Origin of the sequence: Streptomyces katrae (assembly GCF_002028425.1) — a bacterium.
Classification (GTDB): domain Bacteria; phylum Actinomycetota; class Actinomycetes; order Streptomycetales; family Streptomycetaceae; genus Streptomyces; species Streptomyces katrae_A.
The window spans coordinates 4,501,856-4,522,754 of record NZ_CP020042.1 but is presented as its reverse complement, the minus strand read 5'-3'; the positions used below and the strand labels follow the sequence as shown (position 1 = coordinate 4,522,754).

Here is a 20,899-nt window from a genome sequence, read left to right as displayed (position 1 = left end):
GCGGGGGTCAGCCGACGAGGAGGTCCCGCTTCAGCTCGCGCAGCTCGCGGGAGTCGATGCCGAGGCCGTCCTTGAGGTACCGGTCGAAGCTGCCGTAGGTGGCCTTGACCTCGTCGAAGCCCGCGTTCAGGTACTCGGGGCGGACGGCGAGCAGCGGCTTGTAGACGGCGGCCTGCGCGGCCGGCAGGTGGGAGAGGAGCGCGTCGTTGGCGGCCTTGCGGTAGTCGTTGCTGGCCAGGTAGTCGGCCAGCACCGTCTCCCGCGGGACGCCGAGGGCGGTCAGCAGCGTGGCGTCGGCCCAGCCGGTGCGGTCCTTGCCGGCGGTGCAGTGGAAGAGGACGGCGTGGGCGCGGTCGTCGCGGACCCCGTCGAGCACCTGCGTGTAGGCCTTCTTGCCGCCCGCGCCGCTGACCATGCTCCGCTCGGCGCCGATCATGGCCTGGACGGCCTCGTCGGGGGACTTGGGCAGGGTCTGGAACGAGCCGGAGCCCGCGAAGACGTCGGCGACCACGTAGCGGGCGCCGGCCGGGACCTGGTCGGCGTCCTTGGTGCGCTCGTCCTGGGTGCGCAGGTCGAAGACCGTCTTCACGCGCAGCCGCTGGAGCTTGGCCTTGTCGTTCCCGGTGAGCTTGTTCAGGGCGTCGGAGCGGTAGACCTCGCCCATCTTGACCCACTGGCCGGTGGTGGTGCGGTAGCCGCCCACGTCACGGAAGTTGACCGCGCCCTCCAGCTTGATCTGGCGGTCGGCGAGGTGCAGGCCCTGGCCGTGGTCGGCCTTGAAGTCGAACCACTGGCGGTCGGCGGCGGGCAGCCCCTTGACCGTGGCCCGGCCCTGGGCGGCGCCCTTGGCCACGACCTTGCCGTTCGCCTCGATCTCGACGTGCCGGGTGCCCTTGGCGTTCCACTTCAGCTCGTACGAGCCGTCCGCGGCGGCGGTCACGCTGGCCTCGGTGAAGGGGACGGAGGTGCGGTCGTGGTGGCGGCCGGGCCATTCCCAGCCGGAGGCGGAGGCGGCGGGGGCCACGACCAGGGAGGCGGTGAGCGCGGCGGCGACGGTGACGGTCGCGGCGAGGAGAGCCTTCTTCATGGCGTCGAGGCTCCGGGCCCGCGGCGAACCTCGTGTGAACGGCGCATGGCTGGAAACAGCCGCCGCGAAGGCGAGTGGCAAAACGTGCCACCTGATCGTCTCGCGGGCTGGGACCGCGCGCATTCCGGCCGTTCTCCGGTCACTTACGGGCCGACCTGACGGACTCCATCCGAATCCGCCCGAACCTGTCCACTACAGTGCGCGCCAGACTCTGGGGAGAACGGCATGGACACGACGACGAGCACGACCGCGAGCACGGCGACGGGCACGGGAGCGGCCGAACCGCCGACAGGGGCGGCGGGGGCGGGGACGGCGGGGACGGCGGCGGCGAACCTATCGCCGGCGGGGATGCCAGGAACGGCAGGGGCGCCAGGGACGGCAGGAGCGCCAGGGACGGCAGGGACTGCGGGGGCGCCAAGGGCGCACGTCCCTGCGGCGCCCGCCCCGGCCACACCTCCCGGGGCGGGCGTCGTCCTGGCCACCGCCCTGTGGGGCCGTACCGAACAGCAGGACTTCCGCAGCCGGGTGCGCGGCACCCTCCTCGGCTCCGCCATCGGCGACGCCCTCGGCGCCCCCGTGGCCGGCCTCTCCCTGGACGGCATCCGCGAGGCCCACGGCCCGGCCGGCCTCACCGAACCCGCCCCCGCCTACGGCCGCCGCGGCACCGTCACCGCGTCCACCCAGCTCACCCTCTTCACCGTGGACGGCCTGATACGGGCCCACGTGCGCCGCGACACCGGCGCCTGGCACCCCCCGACCGACGTCCACCGCGCCTACCTCCGCTGGGCCGCCACCCAGCACGACTGGGGACCCGACGAGCGCCGCACGGACAACGGCTGGCTCGCCCACGAGGAATGGCTCTACGCCCGCCGCGGCCCCGACCGGGCCTGCATGACCGGCTTCGCCGACGACTCCCTCGCCACCCTGGACCAGCCCAAGAACCCCACCGCCCGCGACGCCGCCGCCACCGTGCGCTCGGCGCCCTTCGGGCTCCTCGTCGGCTGGGAGCCCTCCCTCGTCCTCCAGCTCGCCGTCGAGTGCGCCGTCCAGAGCCACGGCCACCCCACCGCCTACCTGTCCGCCGGGGCCCTCGCCGTCATCGTCCACGGCCTGACGCGCGGCGAGACCCTCGACGCCGCCCTCCGGCGCGCCCTCGCCCTCCTCGCCACCCGCCCCGGCCACCAGCCCGTCACCGACGCCCTGCGCCGGGCCGTCGCCGCCGTCACCGACGGCACACCCGGCCCCCGCACCGTCGGCTCCCTCTCCCCCGGCGACGGCCGCGACGCCGAGGACACCCTCGCCATCGCCGTCTACTGCGCCCTCGTCGCCGAGGACGTCCCGCACGGGCTGCGCCTGGCCGTCAACCACGGCGGCGACTCCACCGCCACCGGCGCCCTGTGCGGGGCCCTGCTCGGCGCCCTCCACGGTGAGACGGCCCTCCCGGCGGCCTGGCTCGCCGAACTGGAGGGCCGCGCCACGATCCTGGAACTCGCCGACGACTTCGCCCTGGAAATGACCCAGGGCCCCACCCTCCACACCACCCCGGCCTGGCTGGCCCGCTACCCGCAGGGCTGACGCTCCCCCGGCCCGAACGGAGCGCAGAGCCCGGGGGAGAACGGGCGCACCGGAACACACCGCCGCACAGGGCGGCCCCGCCCGACCGTTCAGGCCCCGCATGCCCCTCACAACCGCACCCGGAACCCCGTACCTTGGCCCTCCCGACGACACGGAGGTGCCCACATGCGGATCGCCACCACCATCTTCCTCACCGACCTCACCGTCTCCCCCACCCGCCTCGCCACCACCCTCGAAGAGCGCGGCTTCGCCGGCCTCTACCTCCCCGAACACACCCACATCCCGGTCAGCCGCACCACCTCCGCCCCCATGGGCGGCGAACTCCCCGACCAGTACGGCCGCACCCTCGACCCCTTCGTCGCCCTCGCCCAGGCCGCCGCCGTCACCCGCCGCCTGCACCTCGGCACCGGCATCACCCTCGTCGCCCAGCACGACCCCATCGGCCTCGCCAAGCAGGCCGCCACCCTCGACCACCTCAGCGGCGGCCGCCTCACCCTCGGCATCGGCTACGGCTGGAACGTCGAGGAGGCCGCCGACCACGGCGTCGACTGGCCCACCCGGCGCGAACGCGTCCGCTCGCACATGGCCCTCATGCGCGCCCTGTGGTCCCCGGAGCCGACCGCCTACGAGGGCCCGTTCGGCTCCGTCCAGGCCAGCCTCGCCCACCCCAAGCCCGCCACGCCCCCGCGCGAACTCCCCGGCGGACAGCGGCTGCACGGCCCGCGCACCCTCATCGGCGGGGCGGCCGGCCCCAGGCTGTTCGCCGCCGTCGCCGACCACGCAGACGGCTGGCTCCCCATCGGAGGCGGCGGCCTGACCGAGAACCTGCCGGTGCTGCGCCGGGTCTGGGAGGACGCCGGACGCGACCCCAAGACCCTCCAGGTGGTCCCGTACGCCGTCCAGCCCAACCCGGGCAAGCTCGCCCACTACGCCGAGCTGGGCATCGAGGAGGTCGTCCTCCAACTCCCCTCCGCCCGGGAGGACGAGGTCCTGCGCACCCTGGACGATTTCGCCCAGTACCTCTGACGCCCCGCCTCCGGGCCACCGGCCCGGCCCGGACCCCTTCTTGACCCGGGGCACGGCGGCCGGAACCATCCGGACCCGGCCGGGCGTGTCCGCAGGTGCCTCGGACCGCCGGAACGGCTGGTACTTTGGCGCGTTCCGTCGATCGATCAACTCGCTTTCCTGGGGGACCTTCCCGTGCACAGCAGCCCGCACCGCACCCTGCGCACCGCCGCCTTCGCCGCCGCCGGCCTGGCCGCCGCCCTGACCCTGACCGCCTGCGGCAGCGACGGCTCCTCGAAGCCGGACGCCAAGCCCTCCGCCCCGGCCGCCTCCACCCCCACCGCCGCCCCGACGGCCGGCGCGGGCACGGCCACGGGCGCGGCGGGGGGCGCGGGCACCCTGGACGGCGGCTGGATCTCGATGCAGAACCCGGGCAAGAGCGTGGTGCTCACGGTCAAGGGCCAGAAGGCGCTCGTGGTCGAGGCCGCCACCGGCCTGACCTGCGAGGGCAGCTCCAACGGCACCACCCTCGACCTGAAGTGCCCGCCCGGCGCGACTCGTTCCAAGGGCAAGGTCGACTCGGTCGACGCCACGACCCTGAAGGTCACCTGGGAGGGCGCGGGCCAGGACACCTTCCAGAAGAGCGACCCGGGCAAGCTCCCGTCGCTCCCGCCGCTGCCGACGAAGAAGTAGCCGTCACGTCACGGCCGCCGGCATGACGAACCGGGCCCGGAGCGCAGCAGCGGCTCCGGGCCCGGTTCGGCGTCACGCTCCCGCGTGATAGATCGGAACCTGCAGTTCCGATCCCCCCGTTGGCGGCACCGACCTCGGGTGCCGCTGAAGGAGAAACTAGGGCCCCGGTGGACCGGCCGCCATCTCACGGATGCACGGTCGCGGGGCACGAGGGTGTCACGAGTGCACGGTCCCCCGGCGCTGACCGGCCCGAAGATCCCCGGGACGGGGCCTCGTCCAGCTCTCCCGTCACGGTGAGCGCGAGGACCACCTCGTAGAGCCCGCTGCCGCCCGCGACGAGCTGCCGCCGCAGCAGCCCCTCCGCCCCGCGCAGGTGCTCGCGCACGGTCTGCGGGTGCACGCCCCGGCGCCGGGCGGCGGGCTCGACCGCGCAGTTCTCCCCTACCCAGTCGCGCAGGGTCCGCCGCAGGTCCCGCTCGTCGCCGCGGAGCGGCGCGAGCAGGTCCCGCGCCCAGACCAGGACGGGCGGAGCCGCGAGCATCCGGCCCAGCTCCCCGCCGCCCGGCCCCGGCCCCGGCCCCGGTCCGGGCCGGGTGGCGGCGGGGCGGGCGTGGCCGGTACCGCTGCCGTCGGCGGCTTGGGCGGCGTGGGCGGCGTGGCCGCCGTCGCCGCCCTTGCGGGCCTGGCCGGTACCGCCGGCCCGGCCGCTCCGAGCCGTACCGGGATCGCCGTCATCGAGCCTCAGGGCGAGGTCCAGCGCCGCCCGGGCCCGTACGTCGCCCAGGTCGAGGCCGAGCAGCCCGGCCACCCGGTCCATGCGCGCCCGCACGGTGTTGCGGCTGATCCCGAGCAGCCTGGCCGCGTTCACGGCGGTGAACTCCAGCCCGAGCCGGACGGTCGCCGTCAGCTGCCCCCGGTCCTGCGCCGGCACGGCCGCCAGCGGCCGCAGGAACCCGGCCGCCCAGCCGGCCGCCGCCCCCGCGTCCAGTACCTCCGGCAGCCGCGCCCCGGGCTGGTGCCCCGCCACCCGCCCCGGCATCAGCCGGGCGGCGGCCAGGCTCCGGATGGCGTCGTCGTAGCCCGCGGCGACCCGGGAGATCGGGTGGCGGTCACCCACCCCCAGGAACACCCCGTCCCGCCCGGTGACGAACTCCCGCAGGGCGTCCTGCGCCCCGGTCCCGGCGGCGCCCCCCGGGGTGACGGGCGCGACGACGATGACGTGCCCGTCGTCCGCGGGGCACCGCACGACCAGCGCCCGCCCGGCGAGCAGCCCCTCACAGGCCCGCGCCACCTCCCCCCGCTCGCCCTCCGAGGCCTCCAGTACGCACACCACCACGCGTTCCGCGTCCAGCAGCCCGGGCCGCAGCCCGGCCATCGTCCGCTGGGCGAGGACCACTTCCCCGCCCATGAGCAGCTGGAGCACTGACAGCCGCACCCCCGCCCCCGCCTCGGCCAGCCGACGCCGCCGCTCGTCCGCCTCACCGGCCGACAGCAGCAGCTCCAGGACGGTGGCGGCGTGGGCGACGAGGGCCGCGGCGGCCTCGTCGTAAGGGGACGGCCGGGTGACGACGAGCACCGGATGCGGCCGCTCGACCCCGAGGGCCAGCACCCGCAGGTGCCGCCCGGGCTCGGCGACCACGGCGGACCGGGGGCTCCCGGCGGCGACGTCCCGCAGGAGCGCACCGTCCCCGCCCCCGGCACCCGCCCAGCCCCCGGCCCGCGCGGAGTCCTCGATCCGCGCGGGGACCTCGATCCGCGCGGAGCCCCCGACGGCACGGCCCAGCCAGGCGGCCACCCTGTGCGCCGCCGCCCGGTGCCCTCCGGGCCCGACACGGGCGGCCTTGAGCAGCCCGGCAAGCACCTCGGGCCGCCGCTGCCCCTCAATTCCACTGCCGGACAAGCCAGCCACCACCGCTCCGCCTTCCCGTCCACCCGGCCCCGGCGCGCATGCTAATCCCCTGGACTGGGGCGGTCGTGGAGGCGGCAGTGCCCGCCACCGACAGCGGCCGACGGGGAGAGGAGAGCGGATGCCGGGTCAGCGCAAGCGCAGGGAGCGGGAGCGCCGGGAGGCCGACGCCCGGCGCGAGCGGCAGGCGCCGGGCCGGTGGGAGCCACGCTTCTCGACGCTGGACCGCGACGAGCTGCGCGCCTACCTGGAGGACCTGACGCGGTCCGGGGTGCGCGCCGAGGACATCCGGATCGACATGCCGTGCGGCCGCCTGGAGCACCCGACGGGGTACACCGTCAGCGTCCCTCCTGGCACAAGTCCACCTACAGCAGCGGGGACGGCGACAGCTGCGTCGAGGTCGCCACCTGCACCGACACCGTGCACATCCGGGACTCGAAGCTCGCGGCCAGTCCTGAGCTGAAGGTCGCCCCCTCCACCTGGACCGCGTTCCTGGGCGGGGTGACCGCCTAGAACGGCGGGATCGGCCCCGGCGCCGCCACGCCCGGGGCCGGACGCCAGAAGCGCCCGTCAGGCAGGGCCTGACGGGCGCCGAGGAAGTATTCGGCATCGCGCTGGAACCGGACACCCGGCACAACGCGGCGGACGTGCGCCCAGATGCTCGGCGCCACACGGTACTCACCCGCCACCATCCAGGGATCGTCACCCAGCACGAACAGGTGCCTGATCTTCAGGAACTGGTCCCGGGACAGCGAAACGGACTCGACTATCTCCTCGTCCGCGTCACCGAAGCCGGTCAGGTCCCAGACGAGGTTGTAGCCGTCGGCGAATGGATAGTCGCTGCTCACCGCCTCAAGCTAGGCCGGGGCCGCGTGCACCCGCACCTTCTTTTACGGGGGGACCGGGACTTCGGAGTGGGCGGTGCACCCTTCACCGGGGTCGGTGGAGTGTCGGGGGCTTCCCGCCAGTCCACTGTCCTTCCGTGCCGGTCCGGCCTGTCAAGGGCGCTCCTTCGTCGCGTCGCTCCGCGATCGCCTGCGGCGACCCTTGACAGACCGGCCCGTCCCGAAATGCCAAAGACTGTCGGAAAGCCCCCGAAGGAACGGCATGGTCCAACCTCAGGATCTGCGACACGGTCCGGCAATGCGACGACTCGTTCCGCCCGGCAGACCGGCTATCCGGCCCAGCTGCGAAGCCATCCCCCCGGCCGGGCAGACGGCCGCCCCAGATCGCTACGCGCTCCTCCCGTTTCAGCGTCCGCCCGCCGTCAAGGGCTGATCCCCGCACCCGATGCCAGCCAGGACGTCATCGGGGCCGGTGGGCGCCCCAGATCGCTACGCGCTCCTCGAATCCCGGCGGCTGGCCGTCTTGTTGGGCTGATACCTGCACCCGATGCCCATCAGGACGTCATCGGGGTCGCCAGGCGCCGCAGATCGCTACGCGCTCCTCGGATTTCGGCGGCTGGCGGCCGTCTGGGGCTGGTCAGATGGTGCGGGCGGTGATGTCACCGAAGGCGGTGGTGGCGTGGATGGCCAGGGGGGTGCCTCCGGCGTTCTGGAGGGCGTTGTCGATGCGGCCGAAGGCGGTGCCGGCGTCCAGGGTGGCGGCGGCGTCACGGGCGGCGCCCACGGTGATGTTGCCGTGCTGGGTGGTCAGGGTGACCACGCCGGACGCGGCTTCGGTGATGGTGATCTCGCCCTTCTGGGTGTTGATCTCCGCCGGGCCGCCCAGGCGGCCGAGGGAGACATCGCCCGCCTGGACGGTGACGCGGGCGGAGGCGGTCTCGTCCAGCTCGACCTGCGCCTGCGCGGCCTCGAGGACGACATCACCCAGGCGGCCCTTGCCCTCCACCTCGGCGGAGGCGAGCTTGGCCTCGACGTGCGAGCCGGCAGGCAGCTGCACGGTCACGTCCACGAAGCCGGAGTTGCCCGTGATCCGGTTCTTGGCCGGAGCGGCGACGACCCGGAGGACGCCGTCGGCGTATGCGACCTCGATCAGCTCGGCCGCCTTCACGTCGCGGCTCTTCGAGGGGTCTGCGGGCAGGACCTCGACCGTGGCGTCGGCCCGGTCGGCGGCGATGAGCCGCACCCGGCCGGCGGGGATGTCCAGGACGGCGGAAACCGGGGTGGCGGTGGCGAACGTCTGCATCGTGCTCTCCTTCATCGGTATCGCGCGCCCCGTTCGGCCCGCTGCTTTCTGACATGAGAAACGCTACGTTGCATTCGAAGACCTGACAACACCTTCGTTGCGCACGATCTACATCTATGGAGGTCAGACCCATGAAATCGTTGCAACGGTCCAGATTTCAACGCAACGAGCTAAACCAAGGGCATTGCAATGGACTGTAGATAAACGCTATGACGTCGGACACGAGGGCGGCTAGTGTGCGTACATGACTTCTCTCATCCGGCACATCACCATCGACTGCCACGACGCCTACGCCCTGGGCCAGTTCTGGGCGCAGGTCCTCAACGGCACCCTGCACGAGGATGATTCCCCGGGCGACCCGGAGGCATTGCTCTCGACGGAAGGCGGGTCGCTCCTGTTCATCCAGGTACCCGACACCAAGTCCGTTAAGAACCGGGTGCACTTGGACGTCCAGCCGCAGGACCGCACGCGTGACGAGGAAGTGGAACGGCTCGTCGCCCTCGGCGCCAAGCTCGTCGGTGACCACCGCAACCCCGACGGAACCGGCTGGGCGACCCTTGCCGACCCTGAAGGCAACGAGTTCTGCGTGGAACGCAGCGCGGCCGAACGGAAGTAGCCAACGCAAAGGCCCCGACCTCCCTGAGGAGGCCGGGGCCTTGATCGAGCGCTGGGCAGGCCTTGCACCTGCATCCCCCCACAGGAAGTGGGGTGCCTTTCCTTGGACCACCAACGCCAGTCCCACCACCGGTTTCCCGGCCGCGAGCTCGAGATCAACTTTACACGAGATCCAGCCCCGAAACCATCTCCCCGACCAAGAACCGGAATCCGCCCACCCCTTGCCCCCTCCTGCTCCTTTTATGCAGATATCAGCCCAACAAGACGGCCAGCCGCCGAGCTTCGAGGAGCGCGTAGCGATCTGTGGCGTCCCGCGGCCCCCGGATGCCCGTCCCGTCGTCATTGAGTGCGGGTATCAGCCCTGGACGGCCGCCGGACACAGAGATTCGAGGAGCGCGTAGCGATCTGGGGCGCCCACCGGCCCCGATGACGTCCTCATTGGCATGAGGTGTGGGGATCAGCCCTTGACGGCGGGCGGACGCTGAAACGGGAGGAGCGCGTAGCGATCTGGGGCGGCCGTCTGCCCGGCCGGGGGGATGGCTTCGCAGCTGGGCCGGATGGCCGGTCTGCCGGGCGGAACGGGCCGTCGCATTTCCGGACCGTGTCGCAGATCCTGAGGTTGGACCATGCCGTTCCTTCGGGGGCTTCCCGACAGTCTTTGGCATTTCGGGACGGGCCGGTCTGTCAAGGGTCGCCGCAGGCGATCGCGAAGCGACGCGACGAAGGAGCGCCCTTGACAGGCCGGACCGGCACGAAAGGACAGTGGACTGGCGGGAAGCCCCCGACACTCCACCGACCCCGCCCGAGGGGGCACCGCCCACCCCCAGCCGGAGCCGCCGCCCAGCCACCTGACAGACCGTCGCCCCGCCCCCGCCCCTCCCCCGGCCCCTCCCCCTAAGCTCCGGGGGCATGATCGATGCACACACCCACGTCCGCGTCGCCCGCCCCTCCCGCGATCTCGCGGCCGCCGAGCGGTTCTACGTCGACGGGCTCGGGCTCGACGTCCTGTGGCGGACCTCCGGGCACGTTCCCGGGGAGCACGACCTCGTCATGGTCGGACCGGCCGGCGGCGGGTGGCACTTCGAGCTGACCCGGGACCCCGAGAACCCCGTCGAGCCGTCCCCCACCGTGGACGACCTGTTCGTGGTCTACCTCGGGCAGGATCCCGACGCCGCGCTCGTGCGCCGTCTGATCGAGTGCGGCGGCGAGCAGGTCCCGTCCAACAACCCGTACTGGGACGAGTACGGCGTCACCATCGCCGACCCCGACGGCTACCGCCTGGTGCTCTGCTCCCGCACCTGGGGCTGAGCGGCCGCGGCCGCGAGCCCCTCCTCGCGGGCGTCGATCAGCTCGTCCCAGTGCTCCCGCGTCCACGCACAGGCGGCGTCCAGCGGGCCCAGCAGGCCCCGGCCGAGCAGCGTGAGGGCGTACTCCACACGCCGCTCGGGGCCGCCGTCCCCGCTCTCCTCCCGCGTCACGAACCCGTCCCGCTCCAGTCCCCGCAGCGACTGCGTCAGGGACTTCGAGGTGATCCCGCGCAGCGGCACCTTCAGCTCCGAGAAGCGGCGCGGACCGCCCTCCAGGCAGCGCAGGATCAGCGGGGCCCACTTGTCGCCGACCCGGAACGGCACGAGCGTCGAGGGGCAGACGGGGTCGAACATCTCGGGGTCCAGGGGCGGCAGCGTCATGATCGCCACCGTAGGCCGGTATCCGATCGGTAACCACCCCCTTTCCTACGCTCGCCGCATGCCAACCGAGAACAGCAGCGCACCCACCCTCATCGTCTTCGGCGCCACCGGCCGCGTCGGCCGGGCCGTCGTGGCCGAAGCCCGGTCGCGGGGACTGGAGGTCACACCCGTCGGCCGGAGCGCCGGAGACCTCGCCTCCCCCGACGACGTCGCCCGCCTGGCGGCGGGTCACGACGCGGCGGTGGCGGCGGTGTACGACCCTCAGGCCGTGCCGGGGGACTTCTTCCCGGCCGCCGCCCGAGCCCTGGCCACGGGCCTGCCCCGCGCAGGCGTGCGCCGCCTGGTCGGCGTCGGCCTGGCCTCCGTACTGCCCACCGCCGCAGGCCCGCTGCTGATGGACACACCGGGGTACCCGCAGGAATGGCGGGCGTTCTACGAGGGCCACGCGGCCGGCACCGAGGCCCTGCGCGCGGCCGCGCCGGAAGCGCTGGACTGGGCGGTCCTCTCCCCGGCCGGGGACTTCGACCACACCGGCGCCCCCACCGGCGGCTACACCCTCGCCGACGCGGACGCCGACAGCCGCGTCACCCCGGCCGACTTCGCCGCCGCCGTACTGGACGAACTGACCGCTCCCACCCTCCACGGGGTGCACGCCGGGGTGGCCGGGGCATGAGCGCGACCACGGCCACGGACGCGGTGACGGACACAGCGACGGACACGACCGCGACCACCACCACGACCACGACCACCACCACGACCGCAGCGACCGACAGCCCCAACCCCTGGGTGGCCGACCACATCCGCCGCTTCGAGGAGACCGGCGGCCATCCCCGCCCCGGCATCCGGGACCTGCTCCTGACGACCCGCGGCCGCCGATCGGGCGTCCTGCGCCGCACGGCGCTGGCCTACGTCCCGGACGACACCGCAGCCGCCGCCCCCACGTACGTCCTCACGGCCTCCAATGCGGGCTCCGACCGCCACCCGGCCTGGTACCTGAACCTGGCCGCCGACCCGGACGTCACCGTCCAGGTCGGCGCCGAGACCTTTCCCGCGCGGGCCCGCCGTGCGAGTCCGGCGGAGGCGGAGCGGCTGTGGCCGGTGGTGGTGGCCGCGATGCCGTCGTACGGGGCCTACCGCGCGGCCACGGCCCGCGAGATCCCGTTGGTCCTGGTCACCCGCACGAAGTAGGGCCTCAGCGCACCGACGGAGCCTGCGGCAGGCCGCCGGCCAGGCCGGTGTCGGCGCCGGCGAGGGAGCCCTGGGTGGACTTGGTGGCGCTGCCGGCGACGGCGGTGGTGACGTCGAGGGCGGTCTTGGTGTCCTTCATCGCCTGGCCCGGGTGGCCGGCGATGTCGACCACCCGCTCGACGACGGGCTGGTTCCCGAGGGTGGGCCCGTCGGCGGCGTGGGCGGAGGGGGTGAGGGCGAGGGCGGCGCCGCCGGTGAGGGCCAGGGCGGACAGGGTGCGCTTGATGGCAGTCATGCCCGGCCCAACGACCCCGCCGCACCCGGGGTCACCGCCCACCCCCTCGTTCGCGTGAAGCTCCGCCGCACACCGCAGCCCGCGGCACGGCCGCCCCGTCAGTCCTCGACCACCAGGGACGGGGTCGACTTCGTCAGGACCTCGCCGCGGAAGAAGGCCGGGCTGCGGCGCTGCGTGATCAGCATGATGACCACGCCCAGGGCCAGCAGCCCGACGCCGATGACGAAGACGCTGCCGACGCCCAGGCCGGGGATGCTGGAGCCGGAGCCGTACGAGGGGTCCCAGGCGTCGGTGAGGGTCTTGACGAAGACCGCCGCCAGGAGGAGGCCGCCCAGGACCGGGAAGACGCCCTTGAAGAACAGGTCGCGGGCGGAGCGGCGCAGGTCGCCGCGGAAGTACCAGGCGCAGGCGAAGGCCGTCAGGGAGTAGTAGAAGCAGATCATCAGGCCGAGCGCGAAGATCGTGTCGGTGAGGACGTTCTCGCTGACCAGGGTCATGACCGTGTAGAACGCGCCGGTCGCGACGCCCGCCGTGACGGTGGCGCGGCCCGGGGTCTTGAAGCGGGGGTGGACCTTGGCGTACGAGGCGGGCAGGGCCTCGTACGTGGACATGGCCAGGACGGTGCGGGCGACCGGGATGAAGGTGGTCTGGAGCGAGGCGGCCGCGGAGGCGAGGACCGCCACGAAGAGCAGGATGCCGAGGAGCGGGCCCATGACCGGGCCGGCCAGCGCGGCGAAGACGTTGCCGGAGGTCTCGGGGTTGCCCAGGCCCAGGCCCTTGTCGCCGGAGCCGACGGCCATCTGGGCGGCGACTCCGGTGGCCAGGTAGGAGCCGACGAGGACGACCATCGCGATGAGCGAGGCGCGGCCCGGCGTCTTGGCGGAGCCGATGGTCTCCTCGTTCGCGGTGAGGCAGGTGTCCCAGCCCCAGTACATGAAGATCGAGAGCGAGAGTCCGGCGGTGAAGGCGCCCATGGACTCGACCGCGAAGGGGTTCATCCACTGCCAGGAGAAGTGGACGCCGGTGTCGAAGGTTCCGGCGGAGGCCTTCTGGAAGGCCATGGCCACGAAGACGGCCAGGACCAGCAGCTGGAGGCCGACGAGCGTGTACTGGACGCCCTTGGTGGCGGTCATGCCGCGGTAGCTGATGGCGGTGGCGGTGGCGATCAGTGTCAGGCAGGTGGCGATGTGGACGAACTTGTTGTGGTCCAGCGCCGCGATCGACGGATCGGACGTGATCTCGCCGGCCAGCAGCCAGAAGTAGGACGTGGCGACGCCCGCCAGGTTGGACAGGACGATGATCGTGGCGATCACCAGTCCCCAGCCGCACATCCAGCCGATCCGCGGGCCGAAGGCCTTGACGGTCCAGGTGAACGAGGTGCCGCAGTCCGGCATGTCCTTGGTGAGTTCGCGGTAGGCGAAGGCGACGAGCAGCATCGGCAGGAAGCCGGCCAGGAAGACGGCGGGCATCTGGAGGCCGACCTGCCCGGCGGTGGAGCCGAGGGTGGAGGTCAGGCAGTAGACGGGGGCGACGGTGGAGATGCCGATGACGGCGCTGCCCACCAGGCCGACGGAGCCTTTGCCGAGGCCCTTGCCGCGCACCTCGCCGTCGCCCGCGGCGACGCCGCTTACCGTGTCTCCGACCCGAGGCCGCTCGTCCAGCTGTGTCATGTGAAAGGACGGTAGAGGGTGCGATTTCCACATCTGGACTGGTTAAGTCCGTATGTCGGCGCAATGAATCGCCTTGGAATTTCAACCTTGGAGTAGTTTACGACGCGGGATTGCAAGATCCATTCACGCCCCGGCGTCCGATTCGCAGGCGCCGGACGCGGGGTTCCGGAATGCGGAAACCGCAGGAGCGCCTGGAATGTCCGTTTCGAAAATTTCCCGAGGCAATTTTCCGACCGCTCCGGCTCCCCCTCACAGCTCCCCGCCCGGCTCCCCTCACAGCTCCCCGCCCGGCTCCCCGCCCCGGCCCCCTACCCCGCCCAGACGATCGACTGGACCTCGCTGTAGGCGTGCAGGGCGTACGAGCCCACGTCCCGGCCCACGCCCGACCGCTTGAACCCGCCGAACGGCGCCTCCATGTTCCGCCCGATCGTGTTCACCCCGACCCCGCCCGCCCGCAGCCGCCGCGCCACCCGGAAGGCCCGCGCCGAGTCCGCCGACCACACGTAGCTGATCAGCCCGTAGTCGCTGTCGTTGGCCAGGGCCACCGCCTCGTCCTCGCCCCCGTCGAAGGGGACGACCACGACCACCGGTCCGAAGATCTCCTCCCGCACCACCCGCATGTCGTTGGTGCAGTCGACCAGCAGGGTCGGCGCCACGTAAAAGCCCCTGCCCCTGCCCCGGCCCCTGCCCGTGCCGTTGCCCCCGCCCTCCCCCACCACCGGACGGTCCCCGCCGAACGCGATCCGCGCCCCCTCCTTGCGGCCCAGCTCCACGTACGACTCCACCCGGTCCCGGTGCGCCGCCGAGATCACCGGCCCGACCACCGTCCCCTTCACCGCCGGATCCCCGACCTTCATGAACGCCAGGTACCCCGTCAGCTTCTCCACCAGCTCCGCGTACACCGACCGGTGCACGATCACCCGGGTCGGAGCCGTGCAGATCTGCCCGCTGTAGAAGGAGAAGGTGGTGCCGATGCCCATGACCGCCGCGTCCAGGTCGGCGTCCTCGAAGACCACCGCCGCGCCCTTGCCGCCCAGCTCCATCAGCTGCCGCTTCATGGACCGCCCGCAGACCTCCGCGATGCGCTGCCCCACCCCCGTCGAACCGGTGAAGGACACCATGTCCACGTAGGGGGAGTCCACCGCCGCCTCGCCGACCTCCACCGCCTGCCCCGAGACCACGTTCACCACCCCCGGCGGAAGCCCTGCCTCCGCCAGCGCCTCGGCCATCCGGAACACCGAGAGCGGGTCCTGCGGGGCCGGCTTGACCACCACCGTGTTGCCCATGGCCAGCGCCGGGGCCACCTTGCCGGCCGGGTTCGCCCACGGGTTGTTGTACGAGGTGATGCAGGTGACCACCCCGACCGGCTGGCGTACCTCCAGCGCGCCCAGCACGCTCGCCGCGCCCATCGGCCCCGCCTCGGTCACCTGCGGCGGGAGCCCCCGCTCCACCGGCTCCAGCGCCCCCCTGGCGTACCGCCGGAACCGCGACACCCCCACCCCGACCTGCATCCCGCGCGCGATCCCGGTCGGGGCGCCCGTCTCCGCCCGGGCCAGCTCCGCCAGCGGTTCGAACTCCCGCTGGATGACGTCCGCGGCCCGGTCCAGGATCGCCGCCCTCTCCTCGGGCCGCGTACGGGACCACGTACCGAAGGCCTCGGCGGCGGCCCGGGCGGCGGCCTCCACCTGCGCCCGCGAGGCCTCGGGGGCCAGGCCCACCACGGACTCGTCCGCCGGGTTGACCACCTCGTAGTACCCGCCCTCGGGCTCGACCCACTCCCCGCCGAGGTACAGCCGCTGCTCCCGGGCCCGCCCCTGCCGACCCCTCGTCCCACCGCTCATCGGGTGCTCACCGTCCTCGTGTCCCGGCCCGACCGGAGCACGATCCCCGGGATCGCGCCGGTCACCTCGTCGTCGCGGATGGTCTCCACCCCGTTGACCCGCACCGACACGATCCCGATCGCCCGGGAGTCCAGCCGCGGGCTGTCGCCGGGCAGGTCGTGGACCAAGGTGGCCGGGCCGGCCTCGATGCGCTCCGGGTCGAAGAGGACCAGGTCCGCGTGCCAGCCCTCGGCGATCCGGCCGCGCTCGCGCAGCCCGAACAGCTGCGCCGGGTCGTCCGTCAGCATCTTCACCGCCTGCTCCAGCGGCACGAGCCTGCGGCCGCGCAGGCAGTCGCCGAGGAACCGGGTCGTGTACGGGGCCCCGCACATCCGGTCCAGGTGCGCGCCCGCGTCGGAGCCGCCGAGCATGACGTCCTCGTGCTGCCAGGTCTCGGCGCGCAGGGCCCAGGTCGCCGGGTCGTTGTCGGTGGGCATCGGCCACAGGACCGTGCGCAGGTCGTCGTTGGCGCAGATCTCGACCAGGCACTGGAAGGCGTCCTGCCCGCGTTCGGCGGCGATGTCCCCGACGACGCGCCCGCTCAGCCCCTCGTTCACCTCGCTGTACGTGTCACCGATGACGTAGCGCCCGAAGTCGGCCAGGCGCCGGAAGACCCCGGCCTCCTTGCTGTCGGCGCGGCGCAGCATCTCGGCCCGTACGCCGGGGTCGCGGAGCTTCGCGATCCGCTCGGGCACGGGCAGCCCGAGGACCTCGCCCCAGCCGGGGATGAGGTTGAGGGCGCAGAAGGTGCCGAGGGACATGTTCATGGGGGTGAGGATCGGCATCGTCAGCGCCACGATCCGGCCGCCGGCCTTGCGGGCGCGCTCGCTGGGGACCAGCTGGCGCGGGACCCGTTCGGGGACGGCGGCGTCGATGGTGAGCACGTTCCAGTTGAGGGGGCGGCCGGCGGCGGCGCTCATCTCGACGAAGAGGTCGATCTCCTCGTCGGAGAACTGGTCCAGGCAGCCGGCGACGATGGCCTCGAGCTGGGTGCCCTCGTGGTCGCCGACGGCCCGGGAGAGCGCGAGCAGTTCGGCGGGCCCGGCGTGCCGGGAGGCGACGGGGGCGCCGTCGCCGTCGGAGTGGGTGGAGGACTGGGTGGTGGACAGGCCCCAGGCGCCGGCGTCCATGGCCTGGTGGAGGAGGGCGAGCATCTCGTCCAGCTGGGCGGAGGTGGGGGCGGCGCCGCCGGTGGCGGCCTCCCCCATCACGTGGCGGCGCAGGGCGCAGTGTCCGACCATGAACCCGGCGTTGACGGCGATCCGCCCTTCGAGGGCGTCGAGGTATTCCCCGAAGGTGGACCAGGACCAGTCGACCCCTTCTTCGAGGGCGGCCAGCGCCATGCCCTCGACCTTGCTCATCATGCGGCGGGTGTAGTCGGCGTCCTCGGGGCGGGCGGGGTTGAGGGGGGCCAGGGTGAACCCGCAGTTGCCGCCGGCGACGGTGGTGACGCCGTGGTTCATGGAGGGGGTGGCGTAGGGGTCCCAGAAGAGCTGGGCGTCGTAGTGGGTGTGGGGGTCGATGAACCCCGGGGTGAGGACCAGCCCGGTGGCGTCCTCACTGGTACGGGCCTCCTCCTCGACGGTGCCGGGCGCGGCGATGACGGCGATGCGGCCGTCGCGTATGCCGACGTCTGCGACCCGGGCGGGGGCGCCGGTGCCGTCGACGACGGTCGCTCCGCGGATGAGGTGGTCGAGCATGGGGTTCCCTTCCCGTCCTGGTGTCCCTGATCCCTGATCCCTGATCCCTGTGCCGTTGCCCTGGCCGGGCGGTGTGGGGGGTGCGGTGCGTGTAGCGGTGCGCGGGGCGTGCGGGGCGTGCGGGTGCGGCCCGCCGGGGTGGGCGGGCCGCTGCGGGTCGTTCCGGTGCGGACCGCCGGCGCCGGGCGGGCCGCTGCGCGGGGCGGGCCCCCGCTACGCGGACTGGCGGAAGCGTGTCGTCCGGTGGACCGGGTCCGTGTCGATGTGGGGGATGACGTGCTCACCGATCAGCTTGATCGTCGTCATCGTGTCCTCGTACGACACCCCGGTCGGCAGACCGAAGGACAGCTGGTCCGCCCCCGCCTGCTCCCACCGCTTGCACTGCGCCCGCACCTCCGCCGGATCACCGCAGATCAGCAGCTCCTCCGCGATCAGCAGCTCGATGATCTCCGCGTTGTACTCCGGCAGCGTCTCCGGCCACTGCGGGATCGCCTCCGGCCGCGGGAACGTGTCGTGGTAGCGGAACACCAGCGACTGGAAGCGGTTCATGTTCGCGTTGACCGCGATCTCGACCGCCTTCTCGTGCGTCTCCGCGCAGATCGCCGTGGAGGTGACCATCACGTTGTCGTTCACGAAGGCCCCGATCGCCTTCGCCTCCTGGATCGCCGTCTTGTACTGCTCCAGGACCCACTCCATGTCCGAGACCTTCTGGACGCTGAAGCCCAGCACCCCGAGGCCCTTCTTCGCCGCCATCGCGTACGAGGAGGGGGACCCGGCGGCGTACCACATGGCCGGGTGCGCCTTGCCGTACGGCTTGGGGAAGATCTTGCGCGGCGGCAGCGACCAGTGCTTGCCCTTGAACCCCTCGTACTCCTCCTGGAGGAACATCTTGGGGAATTCCCCGATGGTCTCCTCCCAGATCTCCTTGGTGTGGTTCATGTCCGTGATGCCGGGCAGGAAGCCGAGGATCTCGTGGCTGCCGGCGCCGCGCCCGGTGCCGAACTCGAAGCGGCCCTTGGAGAGGTGGTCGAGCATGGTGACCTTCTCGGCCACCTTCACCGGGTGGTTCACCGGGGCGAGCGGGTTGAAGATGCCCGAGCCGAGGTGGATCCGTTCGGTGGCGGCGGCGAGGTAGCCGAGGAAGACCTCGTTCGCCGAGAGGTGGGAGTACTCCTCCAGGAAGTGGTGCTCGGAGGCCCAGGCGTACTTGAAGCCGGACTTGTCGGCCTGGATGACGTACTGGGTCTCCTCGAGCAGCGCCTTGTGCTCCGCCTCGGGGTCGACCTTGGACCGCGCCTCAGGCACGTATCCCTGCACGAAGAGCCCGAATTCCAAGGGGTTCACCGTCCTTAGGTTTCTGACGTTGCGTCAGATTTGATGGGTCCGACTGTTCCACCGTGCAGTGGGGGCGTCAAGAGCCGAGGTGGGGGCAACTGACGGCTCGTCAGATTCACTCGATGGATTCGCTCTCCTGGTCGACGGGGCGGGTCAGCGCCGGCCCTCGCGCGCCTCAGAGGATGCTGACCCCCGCCATCCATCCCCCGTCGATGACGAAAGGCTGGCCGGTGATGTACGAGGAGTCCTCGGCCGTCAGGAACAGCGCCAGCTTCGCTATCTCCTCCGGACGCCCCACCCGCCCCAGTGGCACCACCTTCCGGTACAGGTCCGCCATCGCCTCCCGGGCCTCGTCCGTCATCCCGGCCGGATCCAGCAGCCCCGGGTTGGCCATGGGCGTGTCCACCGCGCCCGGGCACATCGCGTTGACCCGGATGTTCTGCGCCGCCAGCTCCAGCGCCGCCACCCGCGTCAGCCCGAGGACGGCCGCCTTGGTCGCCGCGTACGCGCCCACGTACGCCATGCCCGTCAGGCCGGTGTACGAGGAGGTGTTGACGATCGTCCCGCCGCCCGCCGCCCCGATCTCGGGCGCGACCGTCCTGATCCCGAGGAACGCGCCGACCTGGTTGACCTGCACCACCTGCTGGAACTCCTCCAGCGGCGTCGCGGTCAGCTCGTTGAAGCGCAGGATGCCCGCGTTGTTGACCAGCCCGTCGACCCGGCCGAAGGCCTCCTTCGCGACGGCCACGGCGGCCGTCCAGTCCTCCTCGCGGCTCACGTCCATCCGGACGTACCGCGCCCGGTCCTCGCCGCAGTCCTCGGTGATCTCCTTGGCCACGGCGGCACCCTGCTCGTCGAGCACGTCGCCGAGCACCACCCGCGCCCCCTCGGCGGCGAAGAGCCGCGCTTCCTGCTCGCCCTGCCCGCGCGCCGCACCGGTGATGATGACGACGCGCCCGTCCAGCTTGCCCACGGGTACTCCTTGTCCATGCGGTCGGGTCGGTCTAGCGGTCGGATCGGTCTAGTCGTTGAGCAGCGGGGCCACCTCGGACCCGAAGGCGGTGATCTGGTCGACGAGTTCGGCACGGTCGCGATTGCGGAAGCGGACCTGGATCTGGTCCACGCCCAGCGCCCGGTACTCCCGCAGGGACTCCGCCAGCGCCTCCGCCTTGCCGGTGAGGGTGCGCCTGCCGGTGTCCCAGCCGGGCTCGCCGACGTAGAGGGGCTCGGTGATCGCCCCCACCTCGAAGGGCCCCTCCACCCCGGCCGCCTCCCTCAGCTCACGGATGCGGGCGACCTGCGCCGGGATCCGGTCGCGCGGGTCGCCCTGCGGGAGCCAGCCGTCACCGCGCACCGCGGCCCGCCGGACGGCGGCCGGGGAGGACCCGCCGACCCAGACGGGGATCCGCTGCTGGGCGGGACGGGGCAACTGGCCGAGGTCGCGGAAGGAGAACCGTTCCCCCTCGAACGCGGGGAACTCCTCCGGACCGAGCGCGGCCCGCAACGCGTCCAGGACCTCGTCCAGCACCGGCCCCCGGCCCGCGAAGTCCGCCCCGAGCGCCTCGAACTCCTCCTGCACGTGCCCGGCCCCGACCCCGAGGACCAGCCGGCCCCCGGAGAGGTGGTCGAGGGTCGCGTACTGCTTGGCGGTGACCAGGGGGTGGCGCAGGCCGACGATCGCGACGTGGCTCAGCAGCCGTACCCGCTCGGTGATGCCGGCCAGGAAGGCCAGGGTGGCCACCGGGTCGTACCAGACGGTGCCCATGGGCCCGGCGAGCCGGCGCGGGATGGCCACGTGGTCGCACGTGGCCAGGTACCCGAAGCCGGCCCGGTCGGCGGCCCGCGCCACCTCGGCGAGGTCGGCCGCACCGGCGGCGGCCTCCCAGGGTTCGGCGTAGATGGTGCTCTGCGACTGGACCGGGAGCTGCATCCCGTACGCCAGCCGGCCTTCCGGAAACACGCGTGCCATGGCCGTCCGCCCCGCTGTGTGGTGGTGGTCTTGGGTCCGGGCCATCGTCGTAGCTGACGGATCGTCAGGCAAGGGGTCGGCAGGGACGAAGGTCGGCAGGGACGAAGGGTGCCGCAGCGCTCGTGGCGTCCGGCCGCGCATCGCC

General features: G+C 72.8%; 20 protein-coding genes. 8 read left to right on the top strand and 12 right to left on the bottom strand.

The annotated features are described in order from the left end of the window. Positions 1–7 precede the first annotated feature (7 nt). On the bottom strand, positions 8–1,087 hold the full coding sequence (locus tag B4U46_RS20690) for a tyrosine-protein phosphatase (protein ID WP_079429219.1): 1,080 nt from the start codon (positions 1,085–1,087) through the stop codon (positions 8–10). A 474-nt stretch (positions 1,088–1,561) separates the two neighbouring features. On the opposite strand from B4U46_RS20690, the gene B4U46_RS20685 reads away from it, so the two are divergent. The 3 genes from B4U46_RS20685 (at position 1,562) to B4U46_RS20675 (ending at position 4,360) form a co-directional block, all read left to right on the top strand. Next, positions 1,562–2,662, top strand: coding sequence for an ADP-ribosylglycohydrolase family protein (locus B4U46_RS20685; RefSeq protein WP_237293342.1), 1,101 nt, complete (start codon positions 1,562–1,564; stop codon positions 2,660–2,662). A gap of 165 nt (positions 2,663–2,827) precedes the next feature. Further along, positions 2,828–3,688 carry a TIGR03619 family F420-dependent LLM class oxidoreductase gene (locus B4U46_RS20680; RefSeq protein WP_079429217.1) on the top strand — a complete coding sequence of 287 codons (861 nt, stop codon included), beginning with the start codon at positions 2,828–2,830 and terminating at the stop codon, positions 3,686–3,688. Positions 3,689–3,862: 174 nt separating this feature from the next. Beyond that, the gene (locus B4U46_RS20675) at positions 3,863–4,360 is read left to right on the top strand and encodes a hypothetical protein (RefSeq protein WP_237293028.1); all 498 of its coding nucleotides are present in this window, start codon (positions 3,863–3,865) and stop codon (positions 4,358–4,360) included. Positions 4,361–4,544: 184 nt separating this feature from the next. Here the strand turns inward: B4U46_RS20675 and B4U46_RS20670 are convergent, their stop codons facing one another. Then, positions 4,545–6,269 carry a helix-turn-helix domain-containing protein gene (locus B4U46_RS20670; protein WP_159402108.1) on the bottom strand — a complete coding sequence of 575 codons (1,725 nt, stop codon included), beginning with the start codon at positions 6,267–6,269 and terminating at the stop codon, positions 4,545–4,547. 300 nt (positions 6,270–6,569) lie between these two features. Here B4U46_RS20670 and B4U46_RS20665 point away from each other — a divergent pair, with 300 nt between their 5' ends. Continuing rightward, complete coding sequence (locus B4U46_RS20665) at positions 6,570–6,779, top strand: DUF397 domain-containing protein (protein WP_079429215.1); 210 nt, start codon at positions 6,570–6,572, stop codon at positions 6,777–6,779. Here the strand turns inward: B4U46_RS20665 and B4U46_RS20660 are convergent. Both B4U46_RS20660 and B4U46_RS20655 read right to left on the bottom strand, forming a co-directional pair. Next, on the bottom strand, positions 6,776–7,114 hold the full coding sequence (locus tag B4U46_RS20660; protein ID WP_079429214.1) for a hypothetical protein: 339 nt from the start codon (positions 7,112–7,114) through the stop codon (positions 6,776–6,778). The genes B4U46_RS20665 and B4U46_RS20660 overlap by 4 nt on opposite strands. 634 nt (positions 7,115–7,748) lie before the next feature. Then, positions 7,749–8,414, bottom strand: a complete 666-nt coding sequence (locus B4U46_RS20655; RefSeq protein WP_079429213.1) for a DUF4097 family beta strand repeat-containing protein — start codon at positions 8,412–8,414, stop codon at positions 7,749–7,751. Between the two features lie 244 nt (positions 8,415–8,658). Here B4U46_RS20655 and B4U46_RS20650 point away from each other — a divergent pair, with 244 nt between their 5' ends. Both B4U46_RS20650 and B4U46_RS20640 read left to right on the top strand, forming a co-directional pair. Beyond that, positions 8,659–9,030, top strand: coding sequence for a VOC family protein (locus B4U46_RS20650; protein WP_079429212.1), 372 nt, complete (start codon positions 8,659–8,661; stop codon positions 9,028–9,030). Between the two features lie 908 nt (positions 9,031–9,938). Next, positions 9,939–10,337, top strand: coding sequence for a VOC family protein (locus tag B4U46_RS20640; RefSeq protein ID WP_079429210.1), 399 nt, complete (start codon positions 9,939–9,941; stop codon positions 10,335–10,337). On the opposite strand, the gene B4U46_RS20635 is transcribed toward B4U46_RS20640, so the two are convergent. Continuing rightward, positions 10,301–10,717: a winged helix-turn-helix transcriptional regulator gene (locus B4U46_RS20635; RefSeq protein ID WP_079431890.1), complete on the bottom strand. Its 417-nt coding sequence runs from the start codon at positions 10,715–10,717 to the stop codon at positions 10,301–10,303. The genes B4U46_RS20640 and B4U46_RS20635 overlap by 37 nt on opposite strands. A gap of 58 nt (positions 10,718–10,775) precedes the next feature. Here B4U46_RS20635 and B4U46_RS20630 point away from each other — a divergent pair, with 58 nt between their 5' ends. Together B4U46_RS20630 and B4U46_RS20625 are read left to right on the top strand one after the other, a co-directional pair. Beyond that, on the top strand, positions 10,776–11,390 hold the full coding sequence (locus B4U46_RS20630) for an NAD(P)-dependent oxidoreductase (RefSeq protein WP_079429209.1): 615 nt from the start codon (positions 10,776–10,778) through the stop codon (positions 11,388–11,390). Further along, positions 11,387–11,905 carry a nitroreductase/quinone reductase family protein gene (locus B4U46_RS20625; protein ID WP_079429208.1) on the top strand — a complete coding sequence of 173 codons (519 nt, stop codon included), beginning with the start codon at positions 11,387–11,389 and terminating at the stop codon, positions 11,903–11,905. Before B4U46_RS20630 ends, B4U46_RS20625 begins: the two co-directional genes overlap by 4 nt. Positions 11,906–11,909: 4 nt before the next feature. Here the strand turns inward: B4U46_RS20625 and B4U46_RS20620 are convergent, their stop codons facing one another. The 7 genes from B4U46_RS20620 to B4U46_RS20590 form a co-directional block, all read right to left on the bottom strand. Next, positions 11,910–12,200, bottom strand: a complete 291-nt coding sequence (locus tag B4U46_RS20620) for a hypothetical protein (protein ID WP_237293026.1) — start codon at positions 12,198–12,200, stop codon at positions 11,910–11,912. A 98-nt stretch (positions 12,201–12,298) separates the two neighbouring features. Further along, a complete protein-coding gene (locus B4U46_RS20615) occupies positions 12,299–13,870 on the bottom strand; it encodes an APC family permease (protein WP_079429207.1) in 1,572 nt (523 codons plus the stop codon). A gap of 308 nt (positions 13,871–14,178) precedes the next feature. After that, a complete protein-coding gene (locus tag B4U46_RS20610; RefSeq protein ID WP_079429206.1) occupies positions 14,179–15,711 on the bottom strand; it encodes an aldehyde dehydrogenase family protein in 1,533 nt (510 codons plus the stop codon). Further along, a complete protein-coding gene (locus tag B4U46_RS20605) occupies positions 15,708–17,450 on the bottom strand; it encodes an N-acyl-D-amino-acid deacylase family protein (RefSeq protein ID WP_079429205.1) in 1,743 nt (580 codons plus the stop codon). The genes B4U46_RS20610 and B4U46_RS20605 overlap by 4 nt, the downstream gene beginning before the upstream one ends. 213 nt (positions 17,451–17,663) lie before the next feature. Continuing rightward, positions 17,664–18,785 (bottom strand): LLM class flavin-dependent oxidoreductase, encoded by a 1,122-nt coding sequence (locus B4U46_RS20600; RefSeq protein ID WP_079429204.1) that lies wholly within the window; start codon positions 18,783–18,785, stop codon positions 17,664–17,666. Positions 18,786–18,960: 175 nt separating this feature from the next. Then, a complete protein-coding gene (locus B4U46_RS20595; RefSeq protein ID WP_079429203.1) occupies positions 18,961–19,758 on the bottom strand; it encodes an SDR family NAD(P)-dependent oxidoreductase in 798 nt (265 codons plus the stop codon). A 48-nt stretch (positions 19,759–19,806) separates the two neighbouring features. After that, positions 19,807–20,754: an LLM class F420-dependent oxidoreductase gene (locus B4U46_RS20590; RefSeq protein ID WP_237293024.1), complete on the bottom strand. Its 948-nt coding sequence runs from the start codon at positions 20,752–20,754 to the stop codon at positions 19,807–19,809. Positions 20,755–20,899 lie beyond the last annotated feature (145 nt).